The sequence below is a fragment of the Geodermatophilus normandii genome (assembly GCF_003182485.1).
Classification (GTDB): Bacteria; Actinomycetota; Actinomycetes; order Mycobacteriales; family Geodermatophilaceae; genus Geodermatophilus; species Geodermatophilus normandii.
In genome coordinates this window covers 2271951-2295048 of sequence record NZ_QGTX01000001.1, presented here as the reverse complement: position 1 = coordinate 2295048, position 23098 = coordinate 2271951, and the positions used below count along the sequence as shown (strand labels likewise).

The following is a 23098-nucleotide window of genomic DNA, read 5'->3' as shown; positions in this document are numbered from 1 at the left end:
GACGGACGACCCAGTCGCCGTCGGCGGCCTCCTCGACCGGATCGCGACGCAGGAGCGGGGGGCGACCCGTCGGCCGCCCCCCGCTGCTGCGTCGTCCCCGGCGAGGCACTGCCTCAGCGGCGGGAGTAGTCCCGGAACCCGCGGCCGGTCTTGCGGCCCAGGTAGCCGGCGGTGACCAGGTGCTCGAGCAGCGGCGCCGGCGCGAAACCCGGCTCGCGGAACTCGGTGTAGAGCTCCCGCTCGATCGCCAGCGACACGTCCAGTCCGACGACGTCGAGCAGCTCGAACGGGCCCATCGGGTACCCGCAGCCGACCTTCATGGCGGCGTCGATGTCGTCGGCGGTCGCGTAGTGCGCCTCGAGCATCTTCACCGCGTCGTTGAGGTAGGGGAACAGCAGCGCGTTGACGATGAACCCGGCGCGGTCGGTGCAGGAGACCGCGTGCTTGCCCAGCCGCGCGCAGACCGCGTGCGCGGTGGCGGCCACGTCGGGGGCGGTGGCGATGGTGCTGACCACCTCGACCAGCTTCATGACCGGCGCGGGGTTGAAGAAGTGCAGTCCGACCACGTCGGCGGGGCGCTCGCTGGCCTTGGCGCACTCGATGACCGGCAGGCTCGACGTCGTCGTCGCGAGGACGGCGCCGGGCCTGGTGATCTCGCCGAGGGCGGCGAACAGCGCCTGCTTGACCGGCAGCGACTCGACGACGGCCTCGATGACCAGGTCGCGGTCGGCGAGGTCGTCCAGCGACGTCGTGCCGCGGACGCGGCCGAGGACCTCGTCGCGGCCGGCCTCGTCGAGCCGCCCGCGGGCGACCTGCTTGTCCAGGGACTTGCGCAGGGCCGCGGTGACCGCCTCGACCTTCTCCGGCGAGCGGGCCTGGAACAGCACGTCGTAGCCGCCCTTGGCGACGACCTCGATGATGCCGGTGGCCATCGTCCCGGAGCCGACGACGCCGACCAGCGAGACCGGGCGGGCGCCCTCGGCGGCACCGCCCGCCGACGGGGTGTGCTCGTCGGCGACGACCTCGGCCGAGCCGGGCGTGGCGTAGGTGTAGAAGCCGCGGCCGGACTTCCGGCCCAGCAGGCCCGCGGTCATCATCTGCTTGATGACCGGGCTGGGCGCGTGCAGCCGGTTGCGCGACTGCTTGTACATCGTGTCGAGGATCTCGTAGGCGGTGTCGATGCCGATGAGGTCCATGAGCGCCAGCGGGCCCATCGGCAGGCCGCAGCCCAGCCGCATGGCCGCGTCGATGTCCTCGCGGCTGGCGTAGCGGTTCTCGTACATCGAGACCGCGTGGTTGAGGTAGCCGAACAGCAGCGCGTTGGCGATGAAGCCGGCCTTGTCGCCGATGGTCACGTCGACCTTGCCCAGCCGCTCGGCCAGCGCCTCGACGTCCTCGATGACCGAGGGCTCCGTGACGACGGTCCGCACGACCTCCACCAGCTTCATGACCGGCGCCGGGTTGAAGAAGTGCATCCCGATGACCTTGCTCGGCCGGCCGGTGGCCACCGACAGCTCCGTCACCGACAGGCTCGAGGTGTTGGTGGCGAGGATCGTGTCCGGCGGGCAGATCTTGTCCAGCTTCGCGAAGAGCTCGGTCTTGAGCTCCATCCGCTCCGGGACGGCCTCGATGACCAGCTCGGCCGCGGCCAGGTCCTCCAGCGACGTGCTGAAACGGATCCGCCCGAGGATGGCGTCACGCTCGGCCGGCTCCAGCTTGCCGCGCGAGACGGCCTTGTCCGTGGACTGGTCGACGTGGGCGCGCCCCCGGGCCAGCGCGTCCTCGCTGATCTCGACGGCGGTCACCGACAGGCCCGCGCGGGCCAGCACCTCGGCGATGCCCGCACCCATGGTGCCCAGGCCCACCACGCCGACCTCGGTCAGTTCTCTGGCCACGCTGCCATCTCCTCCGCACCCGTTGGACCCGCGCAGTCTCCCACCCGGACGGCACGGTCCTCCCGCTGGCCCCCGGCCCGCCGGCACGGTCCGGGGTGGTCGCGGTCCTGGTCACCGGCACGTCCGGGACCGGCACCTCCGCGGCCCGGCCGGGATCGCTAGAACAGCCGCTGCGAGGGGTCGTCGGTGCCCTTGAGGACGGCGTAGTCGACCGTCACGCAGTCGATGCCGCGGTCCTGTGCGAGCACCTTCGCCTGCGGCTTGATCTCCTGCGCCGCGAACACGCCCTTCACCGGCGCGAGCAGCGGGTCGCGGTTGAGCAGCTCGAGGTAGCGGGTCAGCTGCTCGACGCCGTCGATCTCCCCCCGCCGCTTGATCTCCACCGCCACGGTGCGGCCCTCGGCGTCGCGGCAGAGCAGGTCGACCGGGCCGATCGCCGTCGGGTACTCGCGGCGGACGAGCTGCCAGCCCTGCCCGAACGTCTCCACGTGCAGCGCGAGCAGCCGCTGCAGCTCGGCCTCGACGCCGTCCTTCTGCAGGCCGGGGTCGACGCCGAGCTCGTGCGCGGAGTCGTGCTCGACCGACTCGATGGTGATGACCAGCTGCTCACCGGCCTTGTTGGTGACCGTCCAGGTCCCCGCGCCGTCGACGAGCTCGTCCTTCAGCGTGCAGGGCGGGCTCATCCAGTTCAGCGGCTTGTAGGCCCGGTCGTCGGCGTGCACCGACACCGAGCCGTCGGCCTTGACCAGCAGCAGCCGCGCGGCCATGGGCAGGTGGGCGGTCAGCCGCCCGATGTAGTCGACCGAGCAACGGGCGATGACCAGGCGCACGGGCGCCGACGGTACCGGTCGGGTCACGGCGGGAACCGCCGAGCCCGGTCACGCGTCGCAGGACCGTGACGACGACGTCGACGGTGCGCGCGGCCGCCGTGCTGGTCCTCGCGCTGGGCCTGGCCGGCTGCGCGCGGGACGGGGCCGGCGCGGGCTCCCCGTCGCCGGCGGCACCGCTGCCCTCCGGGCTCGTGCTGCAGGTCGCCCACACCGGCGGCTTCACCACACCGGAGGAGCTGGCCACCCGGCTCCCGCTGGTCACCGTCTACGGCGACGGGCGGGTGCTGACCCAGGGCCCGCAGATCGAGATCTGGCCGCCACCGGCGCTGCCCAGCGTGCAGGTGCAGCAGGTCGACGAGGCCACCGTGCGCGCCCTGGTCGACCGCGCGGTCGAGGCCGGCGTGACCGAGGACGGCGACCTCGGCGAGCCGCCGGTGGCCGACGCGCCCACCACCCGCTTCACGCTCACCACCGACGAGGGCACCGCGGTCCGCGAGGTGTACGCGCTGGCCGAGACCCCCGACGACACGCTCCCCGCCGAGCAGGCCGAGGCCCGTGGGCGGCTGCGCGCCCTGCAGGACGAGCTGACCGGGCTCACCGCGCCGGCCGAGGCCTACGTGCCGCAGACGGTCGCCGCGGTCGTCGCGCCCCACCGCGGCGGCGACCCCGAGCTGCCGCAGCCCGACGTCGCCTGGCCGGGACCGGAGCTGCCGGGCACGCCGGTCGGCCCGGGGATCAGCTGCGTGAGCGCCACCGGGCAGCAGGCGGCCGACGTCCTCGCCGCCGCGGCCTCCGCCAGCGTGCAGACGCCGTGGGTCACCCCGGACGGCGCCCGGTGGTCGATCGCCTTCCGGCCGGTCCTCCCCCACGAGTCCGGCTGCGCCGACCTGGGGTAGCGGGTTCCCTCCGGTCGGTCCGGCCCCGTCCCGGGTCCCGGCCTGAGCCTGCGAAGGACGGGGAGGACGGGGTCCTTGCTCAGTCGGTCCAGACCGGCCGACGCTTCTCCAGGAACGAGCGCATGCCCTCGCGGGCGCCGTCGAGCTGGCTGGCGCCGGCCATCACCTCGACGGCGACGGCGTAGGCGTCCCGCTCGGGCCGGTCGAGCTGGGCGTACATCGTCTGCTTGCCCCACGCCTTGCTCGCCCGCGAGCCGCGCGTGGCCCGGGCCATCAGGTCGTCGACGGCGGCGTCGAGCTCGCCGTCGGGCACGACGCGGTTGACCAGCCCCCAGTCCAGGGCCGTGCGCGCGTCGATCACGTCGCCGGTGAGTGCCAGCTCCATGGCCCGCTTGCGGCCGACGTTGCGGGCGATCGCGACCATCGGCGTGTGGCAGAACCAGCCGCCCTTGCCGCCCGGGGCGGCGAAGCCGGCCGACTCCGCGGCCACCGCGAGGTCGCACGAGGCGACGAGCTGGCACCCGGCCGCGGTGGCCAGCGCGTGCACCCGCGCGACGACGACCTGCGGCACCTCCTGCAGCGTCCGCATCAGCTCGGTGCACAGCGCCAGCAGGCTGCGCACGTCGCGCACCGGCGCGTCGAGGACGTCGGCGAAGTCGTGCCCGGCGCTGAACACCGGCCCCTCCGCACCGAGGACGATGCCGGCGGCGTCGCTCTCCCCCGCGTCGGTGACGGCGGCCAGCAACTGGCCGAGGTGCTCCCGGGACAGCGCGTTGCGCCGCTGCGGGCGGCACATGGTGATGCGGACGACGTCGCCGTCCCGCTCGACGCGGGGTGCACCCTCTGCGGTCATGCAGCCGACCTCACCACGCCCGGCGGCCCGGCGCCACGGTCGCTGGGACGCTGGAGCGGTGGACGCCGAGGAGGTCACCGACACCGCGCCGCGCCCCGCCGGCCGGACGCTGTTCAGCCAGGGCTGGCGCGACGTCGCCTTCGTGCACTGGGCGGTCGACCCCGCCGTCGCCGCGCCGCTGCTGCCGCCGGGCACCCGGCCGGACACGACGCCGGACGGGCGCACCTGGGTCGGTCTCGTGCCCTTCCGCATGCGCCGCATCGGTGTCCTCGGCTCCCCGGGCCTGCCCTGGGTCGGCTCGTTCCTCGAGACCAACGTGCGGCTGTACTCCGTGGACGCCTCCGGCCGCCGCGGCGTCGTGTTCCGGTCCCTGGACGCCGACCGGCTGCTGCCCGTGCTCGTCGCCCGGGCCGCGGGGCTGCCGTACCTGTGGTCGCGGATGCGGTTCGACCGCGACGGCGACCGGCTGACCTACACCTCCCGCCGGCGCTGGCCCGGGCCGCGCGGCGCCGGCGGCCGCATCGAGCTGCGGGTGGGCGCGCGACTGACCGATCCCGGCCCGGTCGAGCGCTTCCTCACCGGCCGCTGGGGCCTGCACCAGACCGCGTGCGGCCGCACCCGCTACTGGCCCAACGAGCACCCGGCCTGGCCGCTGCACTCCGCCGAGCTGCTGACCTGGGACGGCGACCTGCTGGCCGCGGCGGGCCTGCCCGGGCTCGGGGGGCCGCCCGACAGCGTGCTGTTCTCCCCGGGCGTCGACGTCCGCTTCGGCCCCCGCCTCTGACGTACGCGGTCGTTCCGCAACCCCTGGGCAAGGGCGCCGCCAGCCGCGAGGATGTGCCCGTGGCAGCACCACGGTCCGCTCCGACCGCCCGCGTGCCGACCGCCGACGGCGCCGACGACTGGGTGCACGGCCTCCTCGACCTCGCGCGCGCCCGGCTCGGGATGGACGTCGCCTGGTTGTCGGTCTTCACCGAGGACCGCCAGGAGATCGCCTCGGCCACCGGCGAGCTGGACGCGATGGGCGTCTCGGAGGGCATGTCGATGCCGCTGGAGGAGTCGTTCTGCGTGCGGGTGCTGTCCGGGCAGCTGCCGCCGGTGGTCACCGCGGCCGCCCGCAACCCGCTCACCCGCGACCTCGCCGTCACCGGGCAGCTGGGGATCGGTTCCTACGTCGGGGCACCGGTGCGCAGCCCGGACCGGCGCCCGGTGGGGATGCTGTGCTGCATCAGCCGGGACGCCGGCGAGCAGCTCGACGGCTCCTCGGTGCGCACGGTGGAGATGCTGGCCGAGCTGATCGGTGACCGGATGGCCGCCGAGGAGCTCGCCGAGGCCGAGCTCGCCGCCCGCCGCACCCGCGTCCGCCAGGTCCTCGACCGGGGTGCGGTCACCGTGCACGTGCAGCCGGTCGTGGACATGCGCACCGGCACCGTCGTCGCCCACGAGGCCCTGTCCCGCTTCCCGGGGCACGACGAGGGCCCGGCCGGGCTGTTCGCCGACGCCGCCGCCGTGGGCCTGGGGGTGGAGCTGGAGCTGCTGGCCGTCCGGTCGGCGCTGGCGGCCGCCGTCCGGTTGCCGCGGGGCCTGCGCCTGGCGGTCAACCTGTCCCCCGGCGCGCTGCTGTCCCCCGAGGTGGCCGCGGTGCTCCTCGACGGCGCCCGCTCGACGGCGCTCACCGTGGAGATCACCGAGCACTCGCCGATCGAGGACTACGCACCGGTCCTCACCGCGCTCGAGCCGCTGCGCGCGGCCGGCGTCCGGCTGAGCATCGACGACGCCGGCGCCGGCTACGCCAGCCTGCGGCACATCCTGCGGCTGTGCCCGGACACCATCAAGCTCGACATCGCGCTGGTGAGCGGGGTCGACACCGACCCGGCCCGGCAGGCCATGACCGCCGCCATGGTGGCCTTCGCCGCCGAGACCGGGGCCCGGCTGGTGGCCGAGGGCATCGAGACCCCGGCCGAGCGGGACGCCCTCGTCGCCCGGGGGGTCCGCTACGGCCAGGGCCACCTGTTCGGCCGCCCGGCGCCCGTGGGCTGACCGTCTCCGGCCGCTCCCGGCACCCTGCCGGGCACCGCCCCGCGCCTGCGAGGGGTGGGGAGCAGGGGTCCTCCGGCTAGACGGTCGCCGGCACCTTCTCGTCCAGGCCGTTGGCCTCCTCGTCGAGGCCGTGGGCCTCGCGGACGACGTCGACGACCTGGCCCATGATGTCGTTGAGCCCGAAGTCCTTGGGCGTGAAGACCCGCGCCACGCCCTGCTCGCGCAGCCGGCGGGCGTCGCTGTCGGGGATGATCCCGCCGACCACCACGGGGACGTCGTCCAGCCCGGCCTCGCGCAGGCCCTGCAGCACCGCCGGGACCACCTGCAGGTGGGAACCGGACAGCACCGACAACCCGACCACGTGCACGTCCTCCTCGACGGCGGCCGACACGATCTGCGCGGGCGTGAGCCGGATGCCCTGGTAGACCACCTCGAACCCGGCGTCGCGGGCGCGGACGGCGATCTGCTCGGCGCCGTTGCTGTGCCCGTCGAGGCCGGGCTTGCCGACCAGGAACCGCAGCCTGCCGCCGAGCTCCTCGCCCGTGGCGCGCACCCGCTCGCGCACCCGCACCAGCGTCTCGTCGGCCTCGCCGCTGCCGGCGGCCGCGGCGACACCCGTGGGGGCCCGGTACTCGCCGAACACCTCGCGCAGCACGCCGGCCCACTCCCCCGTCGTCACCCCCGCGCGGGCGCACTGCAGCGTCGCCTCCATCAGGTTGACGTCGCTGCCGGCGGCCTCGCGCAGCGCCGCGAGCGCCCGCTCGACCGGCTCCGGGTCGCGCTGCGCGCGCCACGTCCGCACGGCCTCCTGCGCCGCGGCCTCCACGGCGGGGTCGACCACCATGATCGCGGTGTCGAGGTCGGCGGTGAGCGGGTTGGGCTCGGTGGTGTCGAACCGGTTCACGCCGACGACGACGTCGTCGCCGCTCTCCATCCGGCGGCGCCGCTCGGCGAGCGAGCCGACGAGCCGGCCCTTCATGTAGCCGGACTCGACGGCGGCCACCGCCCCGCCCATCTCCTGCACCCGGGCGATCTCGGCGCGGGCGCCCTCGACGAGCTCGGCGACCTTCCGCTCCACCACCACCGACCCGGTGAACAGGTCGTCGTACTCGAGCAGGTCGGTCTCGTAGGCCAGCACCTGCTGCAGCCGCAGCGACCACTGCTGGTCCCACGGCCGGGGCAGCCCCAGCGCCTCGTTCCAGGCCGGCAGCTGCACCGCGCGGGCGCGGGCGTCCTTGGACAGCGTGACCGCGAGCATCTCCAGCACGATGCGCTGGACGTTGTTCTCCGGCTGCGCCTCGGTCAGGCCCAGGGAGTTGACCTGCACGCCGTAGCGGAACCGCCGGTGCTTGGGGTCCTGCACGCCGTAGCGCTCCTGGGTCAGCTCGTCCCAGAGCTGGGTGAAGGCGCGCATCTTGCACATCTCCTCGACGAAGCGGACGCCCGCGTTGACGAAGAAGGAGATGCGGGCGACGACCTCGCCGAAGCGCTCCTGCGGCACCTGCCCGGAGTCGCGCACGGAGTCCAGGACGGCGATCGCGGTGCTCATCGCGTAGGCGATCTCCTGCACCGGCGTCGCCCCGGCCTCCTGCAGGTGGTAGCTGCAGATGTTGATCGGGTTCCACTTCGGCATGGCCGTGACGGTGTAGGCCACCATGTCGGTGATGAGCCGCATCGAGGGCCCGGGCGGGAAGACGTAGGTCCCGCGCGACAGGTACTCCTTGATGATGTCGTTCTGCGTCGTCCCGGCGAGCGTGGCGCCGTCGTGCCCGTGCTCCTCGGCGACCGCCTGGTAGAGCGCGAGCAGCCACATCGCGGTGGCGTTGATCGTCATCGACGTGTTCATCTCGTCGAGCGGGATGCCGTCGAAGAGCGCCCGCATGTCGCCGATGTGGGTCACCGGGACGCCGACCTTGCCCACCTCGCCGACGGCGAGCTCGTCGTCGGGGTCGTAGCCGGTCTGCGTCGGCAGGTCGAACGCGACCGACAGGCCGGTCTGCCCCTTCGCCAGGTTCCGGCGGTAGAGCGCGTTGGACTCGGCCGGCGAGGAGTGCCCCGCGTAGGTGCGCATGACCCAGGGGCGGTCGCGGTCCTTCGGCGATGAAGGGAACGGCATGCCAGCGGAGTGTAGGGGCGCTACTGGCCAGTAGCCGCACCGGTCCGGGGGCTCCGGCGGTGGCACACTCGATCGTGTGCGACCGGCCGGAGCGGCCCGGACGCCGCTGGTCGAGGAGGTCGGGATGCTGCAGCCGGGCAGTCTCAGCTACATCGCCGGGCCGGTCATCGCGATCGTCGTCATGGTCCTGCTCGTGCTGTTCATGCGGTGGGCCTTCGGCGGCAGCTCCACCGGCGGGATGCGCCGGGGCCGTCCCGCGCCGTCCGACGACGGCCTGCTCACCCGCGTGGCCACCCTGTCCCGGCGGGAGTCCGCGCTGGCGCTGCGCGCGGTCCTCTCCGACGCCGGGATCCGCTCGACGATCCGCTTCCCCGAGGCCCACCGCGCCGACGTCCTCGTCTTCCCCGAGGACGCCGCCCGCGCCCGCGAGCTGGCCGCCTCGTTCCCGGCGGCGTAGCCCGGCCCCCGCTCAGTCGGGGCGCTCGATCCGCCGGATCTCGGCGCCGAGGCCGCGCAGCAGGTCGACGAAGTCGGGATAGCCGCGGTCGACGTGGTGCACGTCCTGCACCTCGGTGACGCCGTCGGTGAGCAGGCCGGCGAGCACCAGTCCGGCGCCGGCGCGGATGTCGGTGGCGAGCACCGGCGCCGACGACAGCCGCTCGCGCCCGCGGACGACGGCGTGGTGTCCGTCGATGCGCACGTCGGCACCGAGCCGGACCAGCTCGTTGACGAACATGAACCGGCCCTCGAAGACGTTCTCGGTGATCAGCGCCGTGCCGGTCGACACCGCGGCCAGGGCGACCGCCATCGGCTGCAGGTCGGTGGGGAACCCGGGGAAGGGCAGCGTGACGACGTCGACCCCGCGCGGGCGCTCGTCCATCGCGACCCGGATGCCGTCCTCGACCACCTCGACGGTCGCGCCGGCGCTGACCAGCTTGTCCAGCGGGACGGCGAGGTGCTCGGGCACGGCCCGCTCGACCACGACGTCGCCGCGGGTCATCACCGCGCCGATCGCCCAGGTGCCGGCCACGATGCGGTCGGGCACCGTCGAGTAGGTGACCGGGGCGAGGGAGTCGACGCCCTCGATGGTGAGCGTGGAGGTGCCGGCGCCGTCGACGTGCGCGCCCATCGCGGTGAGCATCGAGCAGATGTCGACGATCTCGGGCTCCCGGGCGGCGTTGTCGATGACCGTCGTCCCCTCGGCGAGGACCGCGGCCATGAGCAGGTTCTCGGTGGCGCCGACCGACGGGAAGTCCAGCCAGATCGACGTCCCCCGCAGCTTCGGGGCGCTCGCGACGAGGAAGCCGTGCTCGCTGTGGATCGAGGCGCCGAGCCGCTCGAGGCCGGAGATGTGCATGTCCAGGCCGCGCGAGCCGATCGCGTCCCCGCCGGGGAGGGCGACCCGGGCGCTGCCGCGCCGGGCGACCAGGGGGCCGAGCACGCTGATGGAGGCGCGCATCTTGCGCACCAGGTCGTAGTCGGTCTCGGTGTCGGGGTCCTCCGGCACGTCGACGACGACCCGTCCCCCGCCGCCGGGCCTCCCGGAGCGCTCGTAGGTGACGCCGCAGCCGAGGCGGCGCAGCACCTCGCTCATGATCGCGACGTCGAGGATGTCGGGGACCTCGTCGATCGTCGTCCGCCCGGCGGCCAGCAGCGCGGCCGCCATGAGCTTGAGCGCGCTGTTCTTCGCCCCCGTGACCCGGACCTGTCCGGTCAGGGCCGTGCCGCCGGTCACCTCGAAGCACTGCACCGGGCCACCCTACGGCGGTGGCGCGGACCGCTCCGGGCAGCGCCCTACGCTGCGGTCATGACCGTCCGGCTCACGCGCATCTACACGAAGACCGGGGACGCCGGGCAGACCCACCTCGGCGACATGAGCCGGGTGTCCAAGACCGATCCCCGGCTGGTCGCCTACGCCGACGTCGACGAGGCCAACAGCGTGCTGGGCCTGGCACTGGCCCTGGGGTCGCCGTCCCCCGGGACGGTCGACCTCGTCCGCAGCGTGCAGAACGACCTCTTCGACGTCGGCGCCGACCTGTCCACGCCCGTGCTGCCCGATCCCCCGCACCCGCCGCTGCGCGTGACCGCGGCCTACACCCAGCGCCTCGAGGCGGCCTGCGACGAGCACAACGAGGCCCTGCCGACACTGACCAGCTTCGTGCTGCCCGGCGGGACGGCGCTCGCCGCGCTGCTGCACCAGGCGCGGGTGGTCGTCCGGCGCGCCGAGCGCAGCGTGTGGGCGCTGCTGGAGGCCGACGGCGAGCGCACCAACCCCGAGACCGCCCGCTACCTCAACCGGCTGTCGGACCTGCTGTTCATCCTCGCCCGCGAGGCCAACCCGGACGGCGACGTGCTCTGGGAGCCCGGGGCGCACAGCGGTGTGCACGCCCAGCGGGCCGCCCGGGGCTGATCCTCAGGGAACGGGTGGGGCGGACTCCACCCAGGACAGGAAGCCGGTCACCGTCGAGGGGTCCATGGCCAGCTCGGTGGGGCCGCGGTTGGTGTCGCAGTTGAGGACGACGGCGTCGTCGGGGAGGGCGACGTCCTCGCGGCTCGGGCCCCGCCGGCTCGCGACGTGCACCTCGGTGCGGCACAGCCGCTGCTGCGGACGCACCGACAGGGACACGGCGCGGTACCACAGCAGCGCGTCCCCGCCGTACCACGCGACGCCCACCGCCCACCGGGAGCGCCCGGCCGGACGCAGCCACATGGTCACCGCGCCGAGCCCGGACAGCAGGAACCGGCGGCGGATCAGGAAGGCGACCACCAGGACGACGACCAGCACCCCGGTGAGGACGAGGAGGGCGGTGGTCACCGGGACGTCGGGCGGGCGCGGTCCGGTGGGGTCAGTCGGCCTGTCCGGCGGCGCGCAACCGGGACTGCGCGCGGCGGGCGGCGGCGAGGGCCTCGGGGTCGTCCCCGGCCTGCTCGGCGCGGCGCAGGGCCTCGCGGGCCCGCTCGACGTCGATCTCGGAGGCGATCTCCGCCGTCTCGGCGAGGATGGACACCCCCTGCGGCGTCACCGACAGGAAGCCCCCGTGGGCGGCGGCGACGACGTCCTGGCCCTCGGTCGTGCGGATGGTGACGACACCGCCGGGTGCGAGCTCGCCGAGCAGCGGGGCGTGGCTGGGCAGGACGCCGATCTCGCCCTCGGTCGTACGGGCGATGACCATGCTGGCCTCACCGGACCAGATGGTCCGCTCGACGGCCACCAACTCGACCTGCAGGGTCGCCACGACACTCCTCCGGATCCACCGACGGGCGGTGCTGGGACGCCGGCCGGGAAGCGGGCACGGCGACGGTCGTCTCCACTCTAGCCGCGCGCCCGGGCGTGTCCGGCGTGGGTCGCCCGGCGCTCACCCGCCCGGGCTCGTGGCCCTCGTGCGGAGTCCCGCCGCGGGCGTGCGGGCGGTGGGGCAGGAGGGTCCCTCAGGCCGCGCGGCGGTACAGCAGCGTCCAGCGCCCGACCCGGACCCACGGGTGGCGGACGGTGGACGCCGGCGCCCAGTCCTCGGTGTCGTAGGAGATGTCCTGCACGGAGGACACCGCCGCCGACGGTGGCCACGTCCAGCCGGGATCGGCGGTCCCCGCCGGCAGGCGGGTCACCGTGCCGTCGGTGCTGGTCGCATCCAGCCAGTCCATCGTCGTCTCCTGCGCTGCACGTCCGGTCCCTCCGGGCGCCACCTGCTCGATCGGCAGGAAGGCTCCCGCTCTTGAGGGCGCGTCGCAAAGGGAACTGCCCACCCGACCGGGGAGGTCAACCCCTCCGGGTGGCACTCCCGGGCCGGTCCCGACACTGGGTCACCGTCCGCCCACGCACACGCCACCCCGGACGCACGACGGCCGGGTGCCCCGGAAGGGGCACCCGGCCGTCGTGGCGGTCCGGTGGAACTCAGCCGCGCTTGAGCTTCTCCGCGTTGCGCTCGAGGTCCTCGAGGCCACCGCACATGAAGAAGGCCTGCTCCGGCACGTGGTCGTAGCGGCCCTCGGTGAGCGCCTTGAACGCCTCGAGGGTCTCCGACAGCGGCACGTAGGAGCCGGGCTGACCGGTGAAGGCCTCGGCCACGAACATGTTCTGCGAGAGGAACCGCTCGATCCGCCGCGCGCGCTGCACGGTGACCTTGTCCTCCTCGGAGAGCTCGTCGATGCCGAGGATCGCGATGATGTCCTGCAGCTCCTGGTAGCGCTGGAGGATCTGCTTGACGGTCTGCGCGACCTGGTAGTGCTCCTGCCCGACGTACTGCGGGTCGAGGATCCGGCTGGTGGAGTCCAGCGGGTCGACGGCCGGGTAGATGCCCTTCTCCGAGATCGGCCGCGAGAGGACGGTCGTCGCGTCGAGGTGGGCGAAGGTGGTGTGCGGTGCCGGGTCGGTGATGTCGTCGGCGGGCACGTAGATCGCCTGCAGCGAGGTGATCGAGTGGCCACGCGTCGAGGTGATCCGCTCCTGCAGCTCGCCCATCTCGTCGGCGAGGGTCGGCTGGTAACCCACGGCCGACGGCATGCGGCCGAGCAGCGTGGAGACCTCGGACCCGGCCTGGGTGAACCGGAAGATGTTGTCGATGAAGAGCAGCACGTCCTGGTTCTGCTCGTCGCGGAAGTACTCCGCCATCGTCAGCGCCGAGAGCGCGACCCGCAGCCGGGTGCCCGGCGGCTCGTCCATCTGGCCGAAGACCAGGGCGGTCGAGTCGATGACGCCGGACTCGGTCATCTCGGTGATGAGGTCGTTGCCCTCACGGGTGCGCTCGCCGACGCCGGCGAACACCGACACGCCACCGAACTCCTGGGCGACGCGGCGGATCATCTCCTGGATGAGCACCGTCTTGCCCACGCCGGCCCCGCCGAACAGGCCGATCTTCCCGCCGGCCACGTAGGGGGTCAGCAGGTCGATGACCTTGATGCCGGTCTCGAGCAGCTCGGTACGGCCCTCGAGCTGGTCGAAGCGCGGCGCGTGCCGGTGGATCGACCAGCGCGGCAGGTCCCGGCCGTAGCCGGGGCTGTCCAGGCACTCGCCGAGCGCGTTGAACACGTGCCCGGTGACGCCCGGGCCGACCGGGACGTTGATCGGCGTGCCGGTGTCGGTGACCTCGGCGCCGCGGACCAGGCCGTCGGTCGGCGCCATGGAGATGGTGCGGACCACGTTGTCGCCCAGGTGCTGGGCGACCTCGAGGGTCAGCGTCTTGCCCAGGTCGGCGAGGGTCACGTCGACGTGCAGGGCGTTGAACAGGTCGGGCATCGCGTCGCGCGGGAACTCGACGTCGACGACCGGCCCGGTGACCCGGACGACGCGGCCGGTCGTCTGGGTGGTCGGACGGTCCTCGGTGACGGTCACGGGTTGCTCCTCAGGTGGGACTCGAGTCCAGTGTCCCCGCCGGGGAGGCGGGGTGGAGGGGTCAGTCGTCGGCGCCGGCGGACACCAGCGCGTCGGCACCGCCGACGATCTCGCTGATCTCCTGGGTGATCTCGGCCTGCCGGGCCTGGTTGGCCTGGCGGGAGAGGTTCTTCGCCAGTTCCTCGGCGTTGTCCGACGCCGACTTCATCGCCCGCCGGCGCGACGCCGACTCCGAGGCCGCGGCCTCGAGCAGCGCCGCGTAGATGCGGGTGGTGACGTACTTCGGCAGCAGCGCGTCGAGCAGGGCCTCGGGCGAGGGCTCGAACTCGTAGGAGGTCGGGACGCCGGAGTCGCCGGTGCCCGTCCGCTCCCCGTCCTCGGTCTGGTCCTCGAGCTCGCCGGTGTCCATCGGCGCGAGCCGACGGGCGGTGGGCACCTGGGCCAGCAGCGACTTGAACTCGGTGTAGACGATGTGCACCTCGTCCACGGCGCCGCTGCGGTCGGCGTCCTCACCGGGGGTGAAGACGCCGATGAGCGCCCGGCCGACCTCCTGGGCGTCGGAGTAGGCCGGCTGCTCGGAGAACCCGGTGAACGTCTGCTCCACGGGACGGTCGCGGAAGGAGTAGTACGTCTCCCCCTTGCGCCCGACGACGTAGAGCACCGGCTCCTTGCCCTGCTGCCGCAGCGTGCCGAGCAGCTCCTCGGTCCGCCGCAGGACGTTGACGTTGTACGAGCCGGCGAACCCGCGGTCGGAGGTGACCACGAGCACCGCCGCCCGGCGGGTCTCGGTCCGCTCGTTGAGCAGCGGGTGCTCCAGGGACGCCGACGCCGCGAGCGCGGAGAGCACGCGGGTGATCTCGCGGGCGTAGGGCTTGGAGGCCTCCACCCGGGCCTGGGCACGCACGATGCGGGCGCCGGCGATCAGCTCCTGGGCCGAGAAGATCTTCTTCGTCGACTGGGTGGAGCGGATCCGGCGCCGCAGCGCGCGGAGGGAACCGGCCACGTCAGGCGCTCTTCGTCGTCGAGACGCCCTGGGCGGTGGCGCCCGCCTCGTCGTCGTCGGTCAGCGAGCTGCCGTCCGTGGGAGTGAACGAGCGGTAGAAGCCCTCGACGGCCCGCTCGAGGCTGCTGACCGCGTCGTCCCCGAGGGTCCGCGAGGTGCGGATCTCGTCGTAGACGCCGGGCTCGGCCCGCGCGATGTGGTCGAGGAACTCCGACTCGAAGCGCCGCACGTCACCGACCGGCACGCGGTCGAGCTTGCCGGTGGTGCCCAGCCACAGCGAGACGACCTCGCGCTCGACCGGGTAGGGCTGGTACTGCCCCTGCTTGAGCAGCTCGACGAGGCGCTGGCCGCGGTCGAGGGTGGCGCGGCTGGAGGCGTCGAGGTCCGACGAGAAGGAGGCGAAGGCCTCCAGCTCGCGGTACTGGGCCAGGTCCAGCCGCAGCCGGCCGGCCACCGACTTCATGGCCTTGATCTGCGCCGAGCCACCCACCCGGGACACCGAGATGCCGACGTTGATGGCGGGGCGGACACCGGAGTTGAACAGACCGGTCTCGAGGAAGATCTGCCCGTCGGTGATCGAGATGACGTTGGTCGGGATGTAGGCCGACACGTCGTTGCCCTTGGTCTCGATGAGCGGGAGACCCGTCATCGAGCCGGCGCCCAGGTCGTCGGAGAGCTTGGCGCAGCGCTCCAGCAGGCGGGAGTGGAGGTAGAACACGTCGCCGGGGTAGGCCTCGCGGCCCGGCGGGCGGCGCAGCAGCAGCGAGACGGCGCGGTAGGCCTCGGCCTGCTTGGACAGGTCGTCGAAGACGATCAGGACGTGCTTGCCCTCGTACATCCAGTGCTGGCCGATGGCCGAGCCGGTGTAGGGGGCGATGTACTTGAAGCCGGCCGACTCCGACGCCGGGGCGGCGACGATCGTCGTGTACTCCATGGCGCCGGCGTCCTCGAGGGCGGCGCGGATCGCCGCGATCGTCGAGCCCTTCTGGCCGACGGCGACGTAGATGCAGCGCACCTGCTGGGCCGGGTCCCCGGTCTCCCAGGCCTGCTTCTGGTTGATGATCGTGTCGGTGACGATCGCCGTCTTGCCGGTCTGCCGGTCACCGATGACCAGCTGGCGCTGGCCGCGGCCGATCGGGGTCATGGCGTCGATCGCCTTGATGCCGGTCTGCATCGGCTCGTGCACCGACTGCCGCTGCACCACGGTGGGCGCCTGCAGCTCCAGCGCCCGACGGCCGGTGGTGGCGATCTCGCCGGCACCGTCGATCGGGTTGCCCAGCGGGTCGACGACGCGGCCGAGGTAGCCGTCACCGACCGGGACCGACAGGACCTCCCCGGTGCGGCGGACCTGCTGGCCCTCCTCGATGCCGGCGAAGTCACCGAGGATGACGACACCGACCTCGCGGACGTCGAGGTTCAGGGCCAGGCCGCGGACGCCGCTCTCGAACTCGAGCAGCTCGTTGGTCATGACCGAGGGCAGGCCCTCGACCCGGGCGATGCCGTCGCCGGCCTCGGTGACGATCCCGACCTCTTCCCGGGACACGTCCGGGGAGTACTCGGTGACGTAGTTCTGGATGGCACTGCGGATCTCGTCTGCGGAGATCGTCAGCTCGGCCATGGCGGGCGTCCTCTTCCCTGCTGGGTGGTGAGTCTGTGGTTCGGGGGTGGTCGCGTCAGCCGGCGAGCCGGCGGCCCGCGACCTCGAGCCGGTTGGCGATGCTGCCGTCGATGACCTCGTCGCCGACGCGCACGACGAGTCCGCCGAGCACCTCGGGGTCGACGGTCACCTGCAGACCGATCGTCCGCCCGTAGATCCGGCCGAGCACGTCGCGCAGCCGCTGCTCCTGCGCCGCGGTCAGCGCCACCGCCGTCGTCACGTGGGCGACCGACCGGCCCCGCCGGGCGGAGGCCGCCTCGGACAGGCGCTCGACGCGGACCTCTGCGTTACCCACGTGCCGGCCGGTCAGCGAGTTCCGCACCAGCTGCTCGGTGACGGGGCTGACCCGGCCCGACAGCAGCCGGTCGAGCAGCGCCGCCCGGCCCTCGGCCGGCGCGGCGTCGTCGGAGAGGATGCGGGACAGCTCCGGGTCGCCGCCGACGATCCGGCCGAAGCGGAACAGCTCGTCCTCGACGCCCTCGAGCTCACCGCGCGCCTCCGCGGCGTCCAGTGCGGTGTCGGTGGCGAGCGTCTCGACCGCCTCGACGAGGTCGAGCGGCCGCGACCAGCGCTGCCGGGCGACGGTCTCGACGAGGTCGACGGCGGCGGCGGAGACGCGGGTGCCGAGGATGCGGCGGGCGAGGCCGGCCCGGTCGGCGGGCTTGCCCGCCGGGTCCGACAACGCCCGGCGCAGCGAGATCTGCCCGTCGAGCAGCCGCGCGACGGCGAACAGCTCGTCGGCCAGCGCCAGCAGCCCCGGACCCGCGGCGCCGCTGGTGGTCTCCGCCAGGCGCTCGCGGCTGGCCGCGAGCGCCGCCCGGCTGGAGGCGTCCATCAGCGGTCGCCGCCGGGGACGAACACCGTGCTGCCGGTACGGCCGTCGGAGGCACCGCCCCCGGCCATCCCGTCGAGCTGGTCGAGGAACCGGTCGACGGTGCCCCGACGGCGGGACTCGTCCTCCAGGGACTCCCCCACCACCCGGCCGGCGAGGTCGACGGCGAGCGCGCCGATCTGGCCGCGCAGCTCGTTGATGACCGACTGCCGGTTGGCGGCCAGCTGCTCCTCGCCGCGGGCGACGATGCGAGCCGACTCCTCCTGCGCCTGGGTCCGCAGCTCCTCGAGGATCTGCTGGCCCTCGGCACGGGCCTGGTCGCGGATCTGCGCGGCCTCGGTGCGGGCCTCGGCCAGCTGGGCGCGGTACTGCTCCAGCGCCGCCTTGGCCTCGGCCTGCATGGCCTCCGCCCGCTCGATCCCGCCCTCGATGGCCTCGCGGCGGGCCCGGAAGACCTGCTCGAAGCGCGGCGCGATGAACCGGAAGAAGACCAGCATGACGATCGCGAAGGCGATCAGCCCGATGATGATCTCGCCGAGGGGCGGGAGGAGCGGGTTGTGCGCCTCCTCCGCTGCGAGGATTCTCATGCTCTCAGTGTCCCTGTCTCAGTCGGGAACCCGCGGCCGGAGGCCCGGATCAGGTGCCGAAGACGAAGGGGACGACGAAGCCGATCAGCGCCAGCGCCTCGGAGAGGGCGAACCCGAGGAACGCGTAGGTCCGGGTGAGGCCGGCCGACTCGGGCTGGCGCGCGGTGGCCTGGATGTAGGCGGCCCAGACGATGCCGACTCCGATGCCCGGGCCGATGGCGGCCAGGCCGTAGCCCACGGAGCCGATGCTGCCCTGCAGCTCAGCCAGAAGACTCATGACGGGGTGTTCCTCCTGTGTCGTCGCCCGGTTGTCCGGGCGGCTTGCGGGGGTCTAGCGGGTGGTGCGGTCCGGGCGGTGCACGGTCAGGCCGTCAGTGCTCGGCCTCGATCGAGCCGTTGAGGTAGGTCCCCATCAGCACGGTGAAGACGTAGGCCTGCAGGAAGATGACCAGCAGCTCGAAGAACGTCATGACGATCGCCATGAGCGCCGAGATGGGCCCGAAGATGATCGAGAAGTTGTCCCGGCTGAAGAGGTACACCGCGCCGAGCGAGAAGACCACCAGCAGCATGTGGCCGGCGAACATGTTCGCGAAGAGCCGGACGGCCAGGGTGAACGGCCGGACGATGAAGTTCTGCAGGATCTCGATGGGCGTGACCAGGATGTACATCGGCTTGGGCACGCCGGGCAGGAACAGGATGTCCTTGAAGTAGCGGCCGGCGCCCTGCTCCCGGATGCCGATGTAGATGTAGAGCACCCAGCAGATCGCGGCCAGCACCAGCGGGAACGCGAACTTCGACATCGGCGAGATCTGCGCCAGCGGCAGGATCGACATGAAGTTGTTCGCGAGGATGAAGAAGAACAGCGACGCCAGGAACGGCGCGAACGGGATGCCCCGGGGCCCGACGACGTCGCGGGCGATGCCGTCGCGGACCAGCGAGTAGCCGCTCTCCCCGACGAACTGCAGCTTGCCCGGGACGATCTGCGGCTTGCGGACCGTCATGACCATGAAGACCAGCATCGCGAGCGTGGCGAACCACAGGCCCAGCGTGATGCGGGTGATGGCGAAGTCGACGCCCAGCAGGGAGAACTCGGCGATCGGCTCGGGGTAGAACTCGCCGAGGCCAGGGGCCTGGAAGCCGTCTCCGGCAGCACCGCCCTCGGCGGCGAGCACGTCCACGAGCGCGAGGGCGCTGGAGGTCACCGTTGTCCCTTCTGCGTCCTGGGCCGGCTCCGTCGTCCGCCCGGGGTCTTGCCGTTGTCCGGTGCCCCCGGTGCTGGGGGCAGACCGCCGTACCGTTTGACGACCAGGTAGATCGCCACCGAGATGCCCAGGAGGATCCCGACCGGCAGGAACACCCGCGTGTCCAACCACCGGTCGAGCAACCACCCGGCTCCGCCCCACACGGCCATCCCGGAGATCATCGTGCCGATGACGGCGTAACCGGTCTCGGCACCGCTGCCCTGAGAGGCTGGTCGCGCAGGTCGGGGCCGGGGCTCCCCACGGGTGGGGTCGTCCTCGGCCATCGCGGGGACCCTATCAGCCGCGTGTCGCGGGCCCGCCCGGTGCCGGGGGGACCGTCGCCTGACCGGGTGGTGCGGGCGGCGTCACGTAGTAGAGCGGCCGGGTCCACACCCACCGCAGCTGGACGCCGCTCCACAGCAGGGCGCCGACGACCACCGACCAGGCCAGCGTGAGGCGGTCGAGCCAGCCGTCCTCCGGCAGGGCGTTCAGGATCCCGAAGAGCACGACGGCCTTGACGAAGAACGTGCCCAGCGCCGCCGGCAGCGTGAAGGTCTCGTTGATCCGCCCCGCCCAGGCGATGACGACGCCGGAGACGACGAAGAACGCCGTCACCACGAGGGCTCCGACCAGGACGCCCGCGGCGTCGGCCCAGCCGGCCACGAGGCCCGCGACCAGCGCGGCGACGACGGCGACGCTGGCGGTGACCAGCGCGCCGACCCTGAGGAACGACAGGTCCCAGGGGACCTGCGTCGCCGGCCGGGGGGCGCTCACTGCAGTCCCCGGCCGACGCCGGCCGCGCGCGGGGCGGGGGTCCCGGACGCCGGCGCCGACGGCACGGGGGCGGCCGGCGGCAGCGTGGACGCCGGAGCACCCGTGGTGGGCGTGGACGCCGGAGCCCCCGTGGACGCCGGAGCACCCGTGGACGCCGGAGCACCCGTGGACGACGTGGCGCCCGCCGGGTGTCTGGTCGAGCGGTGCGCCCGGGCGGTCGGGTGGGCGGCCCGGCTGCGCCGGCGTTGCGCGGCGATCTCGGCCGCCCGGGCCTCGCGGGCGGCACGGCGGGCGTGCGGGCCCAGGACGACGACGACACCCACGACGAGCAGCACCCCGATCACGACGAGCAGCTCGACCGTCCCGCCGGTGACCGAGAGGGCCACCGCGCCGAAGGACAGGAGAGCCGCCCAGAAGTACATGGTCAGCACCGCCCGGCGGTGCGAGTGCCCGATGGACAGCAGCCGGTGGTGCAGGTGCATCTTGTCCGGCGAGAACGGCGACTGCCCACGGCGCGTCCGCCGGATCACCGCGAGGAGCAGGTCGACGAACGGGATGAAGAGCACCGCGATCGGCACCAGGAGCGGCAGCGCGAGGGGCAGCAGGCTGGCGGCGGAGTCGAAGGACTGGGCGTCGACGCGGCCGGTGGCGCTCACCGCGGCGGCCGACAGCATCAGGCCCACGAGCATCGACCCGGAGTCGCCCATGAAGATCCGCGCCGGGCTGAAGTTGTGCGGCAGGAACCCCAGGCAGGCCCCGGCGAGCACGGCCGTGATCAGGGCGGGGGCGCTGGCCACCTCGTCGTAGCCGACGCGGCTGAGGTTGTAGCTGTAGGCGAAGAACGCCAGTGCGGCGATCGCCGAGACGCCCGCGGCCAGGCCGTCGAGGCCGTCGATGAAGTTGAGCGCGTTGACCACGAGGACGGTCAGCAGGATGGTCAGCGGCACGCCGACGTCCGGACCGAAGGAGATGGTCCCGATGTCGGCGAACGGCAGGAAGAGGAACGCCAGCTGGACGCCGAGCAGCACCATGACGCCGGCCGCGGCGATCTGGCCGGTGAGCTTGGTGAGCGCGTCGAGGCCGAACTTGTCGTCGAGCACGCCGAGCAGGCAGATGAGCCCGCCGGCGACGAGCACCGCGGCGGTCTGCGAGTCGTCGAAGGTGCGCTGCAGGGCCGGCAACCGGGTGGCCACCATCACCGCCGCCGCCACGCCGAGGTACATGGCCACTCCCCCGCCGCGCGGCGTGGGGATGACGTGCACGTCGCGCTCGCGGGGCGCGGCCATCATGCGCAGCCGCACCGCCGCGATCCGCACGACCGGGGTGGCCAGGAAGGTGACCAGGCCCGCGGTGAGCAGGACGACGGCGTACTCGCGCACGGCTCAGCTCCGGTGGGGACCGCGCCGGGTCCCGGCCGGGCGCGCGGCGGGCGTGCTCATCGCGGTGCTCCCGGGAGGCGAGACGACAGGGCGGGCGGGACTGGCGGCACCCCCCACGGTATCCCGCAGTCCCCCGGGGCAGCGGGACCCGAGTGATCGCTTCAGTCGGTCGTCTCGGGGACGACCTCGCGCAGCCGCTCGACCGGGACGGCGCCGATCCGCAGCACCCGCGGCACCGGGCCGGTGCAGTCGACGATCGTGCTCGCCGTCGAACCGGCCCGCGGGCCGCCGTCGAGGACCACCGCGGCGTGCTCCCCGAGCTGCGCCGTCGCCTCGTCCGCGCTGGTGGCGGCGGGCCGGCCGGAGCGGTTGGCACTGCTGACCGCCAGCGGGCCGGTGCGGCGCAGCAGGGCGCGGGCGACGTCGTCGTCGGGGAGGCGGACGGCGACGGTCCCCTCGGCGTCACCGAGGTCCCAGGCCAGCGACGGCGCGTGCTCGATGACGAGGGTGAGTCCCCCGGGCCAGAACGCCTCGGCCAGCCGCTGCGCCACCCGCGGCACGCTCATCGTCAGGCCGGCCAGCGTCGAGGCCTCCCCGACGAGCACGGGCACCGGCATCGCGCGGCCGCGGTTCTTCGCCGCCAGCAGCCCGGCGACCGCCGTGGGCGAGAACGCGTCGGCGGCCACGCCGTAGACGGTGTCGGTGGGGACGAGCACCAGCTCGCCGCGGGCGATCGCCGCGGCGGCGGCGTCCAGACCCGCCGCCAGCTGCTCGGGGTCGGTGCAGTCGTAGAGGTCGGCCACGGCCGGTCAGTCTCGCGCGGTCCGGCGGGCGGTCGTGAAGCGGGGGCGCCCGGCGAGGTCCGGGTGGTCGGCGACGTCGGAGAACTCGCCGGTCCCGCGCACCAGCGCGGGCAGCGCACTCCCCTGCTGGTCGGCGTGCTCGATGCCCAGCGCGCCGCCGGGGCGCAGCAGCCGGGCCGCCGTCGTCAGCAGGCCGCGGACGACGTCGAGGCCGTCGGGGCCGCCCCACAGCGCGAGCGGCGGGTCGTGGTCGGCGACCTCCCGTGGCACCCGGGCGCCGTCGGGCACGTAGGGCGGGTTGGAGACGACGAGGTCGACCGTGCCGTCGAGGTCGCGCAGCAGCGCGGGGTCGGTCATGTCCCCGGCGAGCACCGTCACCGGGCGGTCGCCGGCGGCCGCGCGCAGGGCGGCGTTGTGCCGCGTCCACTCGAGGGCCTGCGGGTCGCGCTCGACGGCGGTGACCCGCGCGCCGGGGTGCTCGTGGGCGAGTGACAGCGCGATCGCGCCCGACCCCGCGCCCAGGTCGACGACGACCGGCGCGTCGACGCCGGCGAGCCGCGCCAGCGCCCACTCGACGAGCTGCTCGGTCTCCGGCCGCGGCACGAACACGCCCGGGCCGACGGCGAGCTCGAGGTGACGGAACGGCGCCCGGCCGGTGAGGTGCTGCAGCGGGACCCGTCCGGCGCGCTGGTCGAGCAGCGCGGCGAAGCGGGCGGCGGCCGCGTCGTCGACGTCGTCGCGGGTGAGCAGGGCCGCGCGCGGGACCCCGAGCACGTGGGCGAGCAGCAGCTCGGCGTCGACGCGCGGTGACTCGACGCCGGCGCCGGCCAGGCGGCGGGCGCCGTCGGCGAGCAGCGTGCGGG

Annotated in this window: 25 protein-coding genes; 5 read left to right on the top strand and 20 right to left on the bottom strand. The window is 73.8% G+C overall.

Features of this window, described 5'->3' with window-relative positions:
- Positions 1–113 precede the first annotated feature (113 nt).
- Together JD79_RS11335 and nucS are read right to left on the bottom strand one after the other, a co-directional pair.
- Positions 114–1895, bottom strand: coding sequence for a 3-hydroxyacyl-CoA dehydrogenase family protein (locus tag JD79_RS11335; protein WP_110005589.1), 1782 nt, complete (start codon positions 1893–1895; stop codon positions 114–116).
- A gap of 158 nt (positions 1896–2053) precedes the next feature.
- A complete protein-coding gene (gene nucS, locus JD79_RS11330; RefSeq protein ID WP_110005588.1) occupies positions 2054–2725 on the bottom strand; it encodes an endonuclease NucS in 672 nt (223 codons plus the stop codon).
- A gap of 65 nt (positions 2726–2790) precedes the next feature.
- Here nucS and JD79_RS11325 point away from each other — a divergent pair, with 65 nt between their 5' ends.
- Positions 2791–3621: a hypothetical protein gene (locus JD79_RS11325; RefSeq protein WP_110005587.1), complete on the top strand. Its 831-nt coding sequence runs from the start codon at positions 2791–2793 to the stop codon at positions 3619–3621.
- A 79-nt stretch (positions 3622–3700) separates the two neighbouring features.
- Here JD79_RS11325 and JD79_RS11320 read toward each other — a convergent pair whose 3' ends face one another.
- Positions 3701–4474: an enoyl-CoA hydratase-related protein gene (locus tag JD79_RS11320; protein ID WP_110005586.1), complete on the bottom strand. Its 774-nt coding sequence runs from the start codon at positions 4472–4474 to the stop codon at positions 3701–3703.
- 58 nt (positions 4475–4532) lie between these two features.
- Between JD79_RS11320 and JD79_RS11315 the strand changes: the two genes are divergently transcribed.
- Positions 4533–5258 carry a YqjF family protein gene (locus JD79_RS11315; RefSeq protein WP_211307934.1) on the top strand — a complete coding sequence of 242 codons (726 nt, stop codon included), beginning with the start codon at positions 4533–4535 and terminating at the stop codon, positions 5256–5258.
- Between the two features lie 59 nt (positions 5259–5317).
- Positions 5318–6514, top strand: coding sequence for a sensor domain-containing phosphodiesterase (locus JD79_RS11310; RefSeq protein ID WP_110005584.1), 1197 nt, complete (start codon positions 5318–5320; stop codon positions 6512–6514).
- 76 nt (positions 6515–6590) lie between these two features.
- Here JD79_RS11310 and JD79_RS11305 read toward each other — a convergent pair whose 3' ends face one another.
- On the bottom strand, positions 6591–8630 hold the full coding sequence (locus tag JD79_RS11305) for a protein meaA (RefSeq protein ID WP_110005583.1): 2040 nt from the start codon (positions 8628–8630) through the stop codon (positions 6591–6593).
- 76 nt (positions 8631–8706) lie between these two features.
- Here JD79_RS11305 and JD79_RS11300 point away from each other — a divergent pair, with 76 nt between their 5' ends.
- A complete protein-coding gene (locus JD79_RS11300) occupies positions 8707–9087 on the top strand; it encodes a hypothetical protein (RefSeq protein WP_245900023.1) in 381 nt (126 codons plus the stop codon).
- Positions 9088–9099: 12 nt separating this feature from the next.
- Here the strand turns inward: JD79_RS11300 and murA are convergent, their stop codons facing one another.
- The gene (gene murA / locus JD79_RS11295; RefSeq protein WP_110005582.1) at positions 9100–10380 is read right to left on the bottom strand and encodes a UDP-N-acetylglucosamine 1-carboxyvinyltransferase; all 1281 of its coding nucleotides are present in this window, start codon (positions 10378–10380) and stop codon (positions 9100–9102) included.
- A gap of 57 nt (positions 10381–10437) precedes the next feature.
- Here murA and JD79_RS11290 point away from each other — a divergent pair, with 57 nt between their 5' ends.
- Positions 10438–11040: a cob(I)yrinic acid a,c-diamide adenosyltransferase gene (locus JD79_RS11290; RefSeq protein ID WP_110005581.1), complete on the top strand. Its 603-nt coding sequence runs from the start codon at positions 10438–10440 to the stop codon at positions 11038–11040.
- A 3-nt stretch (positions 11041–11043) separates the two neighbouring features.
- Here the strand turns inward: JD79_RS11290 and JD79_RS11285 are convergent, their stop codons facing one another.
- The 15 genes from JD79_RS11285 to prmC all read right to left on the bottom strand — a co-directional run bounded on the left by JD79_RS11285 (position 11044) and on the right by prmC (position 23090).
- A complete protein-coding gene (locus JD79_RS11285) occupies positions 11044–11445 on the bottom strand; it encodes a DUF2550 domain-containing protein (protein ID WP_110005580.1) in 402 nt (133 codons plus the stop codon).
- A gap of 31 nt (positions 11446–11476) precedes the next feature.
- Positions 11477–11866 (bottom strand): F0F1 ATP synthase subunit epsilon, encoded by a 390-nt coding sequence (locus JD79_RS11280; protein ID WP_110005579.1) that lies wholly within the window; start codon positions 11864–11866, stop codon positions 11477–11479.
- A 193-nt stretch (positions 11867–12059) separates the two neighbouring features.
- A complete protein-coding gene (locus tag JD79_RS11275) occupies positions 12060–12272 on the bottom strand; it encodes a hypothetical protein (RefSeq protein ID WP_110005578.1) in 213 nt (70 codons plus the stop codon).
- 250 nt (positions 12273–12522) lie between these two features.
- Entirely contained in the window at positions 12523–13959 is a 1437-nt protein-coding gene (gene atpD / locus JD79_RS11270; protein ID WP_110005577.1) for a F0F1 ATP synthase subunit beta, read from the bottom strand.
- A 61-nt stretch (positions 13960–14020) separates the two neighbouring features.
- Positions 14021–14962 (bottom strand): F0F1 ATP synthase subunit gamma, encoded by a 942-nt coding sequence (locus JD79_RS11265; protein ID WP_110005576.1) that lies wholly within the window; start codon positions 14960–14962, stop codon positions 14021–14023.
- Position 14963: 1 nt separating this feature from the next.
- Positions 14964–16580: a F0F1 ATP synthase subunit alpha gene (atpA, locus tag JD79_RS11260; RefSeq protein ID WP_110005575.1), complete on the bottom strand. Its 1617-nt coding sequence runs from the start codon at positions 16578–16580 to the stop codon at positions 14964–14966.
- A gap of 55 nt (positions 16581–16635) precedes the next feature.
- A complete protein-coding gene (locus JD79_RS11255) occupies positions 16636–17454 on the bottom strand; it encodes a F0F1 ATP synthase subunit delta (protein ID WP_110005574.1) in 819 nt (272 codons plus the stop codon).
- Entirely contained in the window at positions 17454–18038 is a 585-nt protein-coding gene (locus tag JD79_RS11250) for a F0F1 ATP synthase subunit B (RefSeq protein WP_211307933.1), read from the bottom strand. The genes JD79_RS11255 and JD79_RS11250 overlap by 1 nt, the downstream gene beginning before the upstream one ends.
- Before the next feature lie 49 nt (positions 18039–18087).
- Positions 18088–18315 (bottom strand): ATP synthase F0 subunit C, encoded by a 228-nt coding sequence (atpE, locus tag JD79_RS11245; protein ID WP_110005573.1) that lies wholly within the window; start codon positions 18313–18315, stop codon positions 18088–18090.
- Positions 18316–18409: 94 nt separating this feature from the next.
- The gene (gene atpB / locus JD79_RS11240) at positions 18410–19240 is read right to left on the bottom strand and encodes a F0F1 ATP synthase subunit A (RefSeq protein ID WP_110005572.1); all 831 of its coding nucleotides are present in this window, start codon (positions 19238–19240) and stop codon (positions 18410–18412) included.
- The gene (locus JD79_RS11235; RefSeq protein WP_110005571.1) at positions 19237–19563 is read right to left on the bottom strand and encodes an AtpZ/AtpI family protein; all 327 of its coding nucleotides are present in this window, start codon (positions 19561–19563) and stop codon (positions 19237–19239) included. The genes atpB and JD79_RS11235 overlap by 4 nt, the downstream gene beginning before the upstream one ends.
- Positions 19564–19576: 13 nt before the next feature.
- Positions 19577–20053, bottom strand: coding sequence for a Cg1360 family ATP-synthase-associated protein (locus JD79_RS11230; protein WP_110005570.1), 477 nt, complete (start codon positions 20051–20053; stop codon positions 19577–19579).
- On the bottom strand, positions 20050–21432 hold the full coding sequence (locus JD79_RS11225) for a glycosyltransferase family 4 protein (RefSeq protein WP_245900022.1): 1383 nt from the start codon (positions 21430–21432) through the stop codon (positions 20050–20052). Before JD79_RS11225 ends, JD79_RS11230 begins: the two co-directional genes overlap by 4 nt.
- 161 nt (positions 21433–21593) lie before the next feature.
- Positions 21594–22235, bottom strand: a complete 642-nt coding sequence (locus tag JD79_RS11220; RefSeq protein WP_110005569.1) for an L-threonylcarbamoyladenylate synthase — start codon at positions 22233–22235, stop codon at positions 21594–21596.
- Positions 22236–22241: 6 nt separating this feature from the next.
- Complete coding sequence (gene prmC / locus JD79_RS11215) at positions 22242–23090, bottom strand: peptide chain release factor N(5)-glutamine methyltransferase (RefSeq protein ID WP_281270348.1); 849 nt, start codon at positions 23088–23090, stop codon at positions 22242–22244.
- Positions 23091–23098: the final 8 nt, after the last annotated feature.

Excerpts from the sequence above, each read along its gene's own strand:
- JD79_RS11275 (WP_110005578.1), bottom strand. The coding sequence starts at position 12,272 with ATGGACTGGCTGGATGCGACCAGCACCGACGGCACGGTGACCCGCCTG.
- JD79_RS11255 (WP_110005574.1), bottom strand. The coding sequence starts at position 17,454 with ATGGACGCCTCCAGCCGGGCGGCGCTCGCGGCCAGCCGCGAGCGCCTG.
- JD79_RS11250 (WP_211307933.1), bottom strand. The coding sequence starts at position 18,038 with ATGAGAATCCTCGCAGCGGAGGAGGCGCACAACCCGCTCCTCCCGCCC.
- JD79_RS11305 (WP_110005583.1), bottom strand. The coding sequence starts at position 8,630 with ATGCCGTTCCCTTCATCGCCGAAGGACCGCGACCGCCCCTGGGTCATG.
- atpE (WP_110005573.1), bottom strand. The coding sequence starts at position 18,315 with ATGAGTCTTCTGGCTGAGCTGCAGGGCAGCATCGGCTCCGTGGGCTAC.
- JD79_RS11320 (WP_110005586.1), bottom strand. The coding sequence starts at position 4,474 with ATGACCGCAGAGGGTGCACCCCGCGTCGAGCGGGACGGCGACGTCGTC.
- JD79_RS11235 (WP_110005571.1), bottom strand. The coding sequence starts at position 19,563 with ATGGCCGAGGACGACCCCACCCGTGGGGAGCCCCGGCCCCGACCTGCG.
- JD79_RS11290 (WP_110005581.1), top strand. The coding sequence starts at position 10,438 with ATGACCGTCCGGCTCACGCGCATCTACACGAAGACCGGGGACGCCGGG.
- atpA (WP_110005575.1), bottom strand. The coding sequence starts at position 16,580 with ATGGCCGAGCTGACGATCTCCGCAGACGAGATCCGCAGTGCCATCCAG.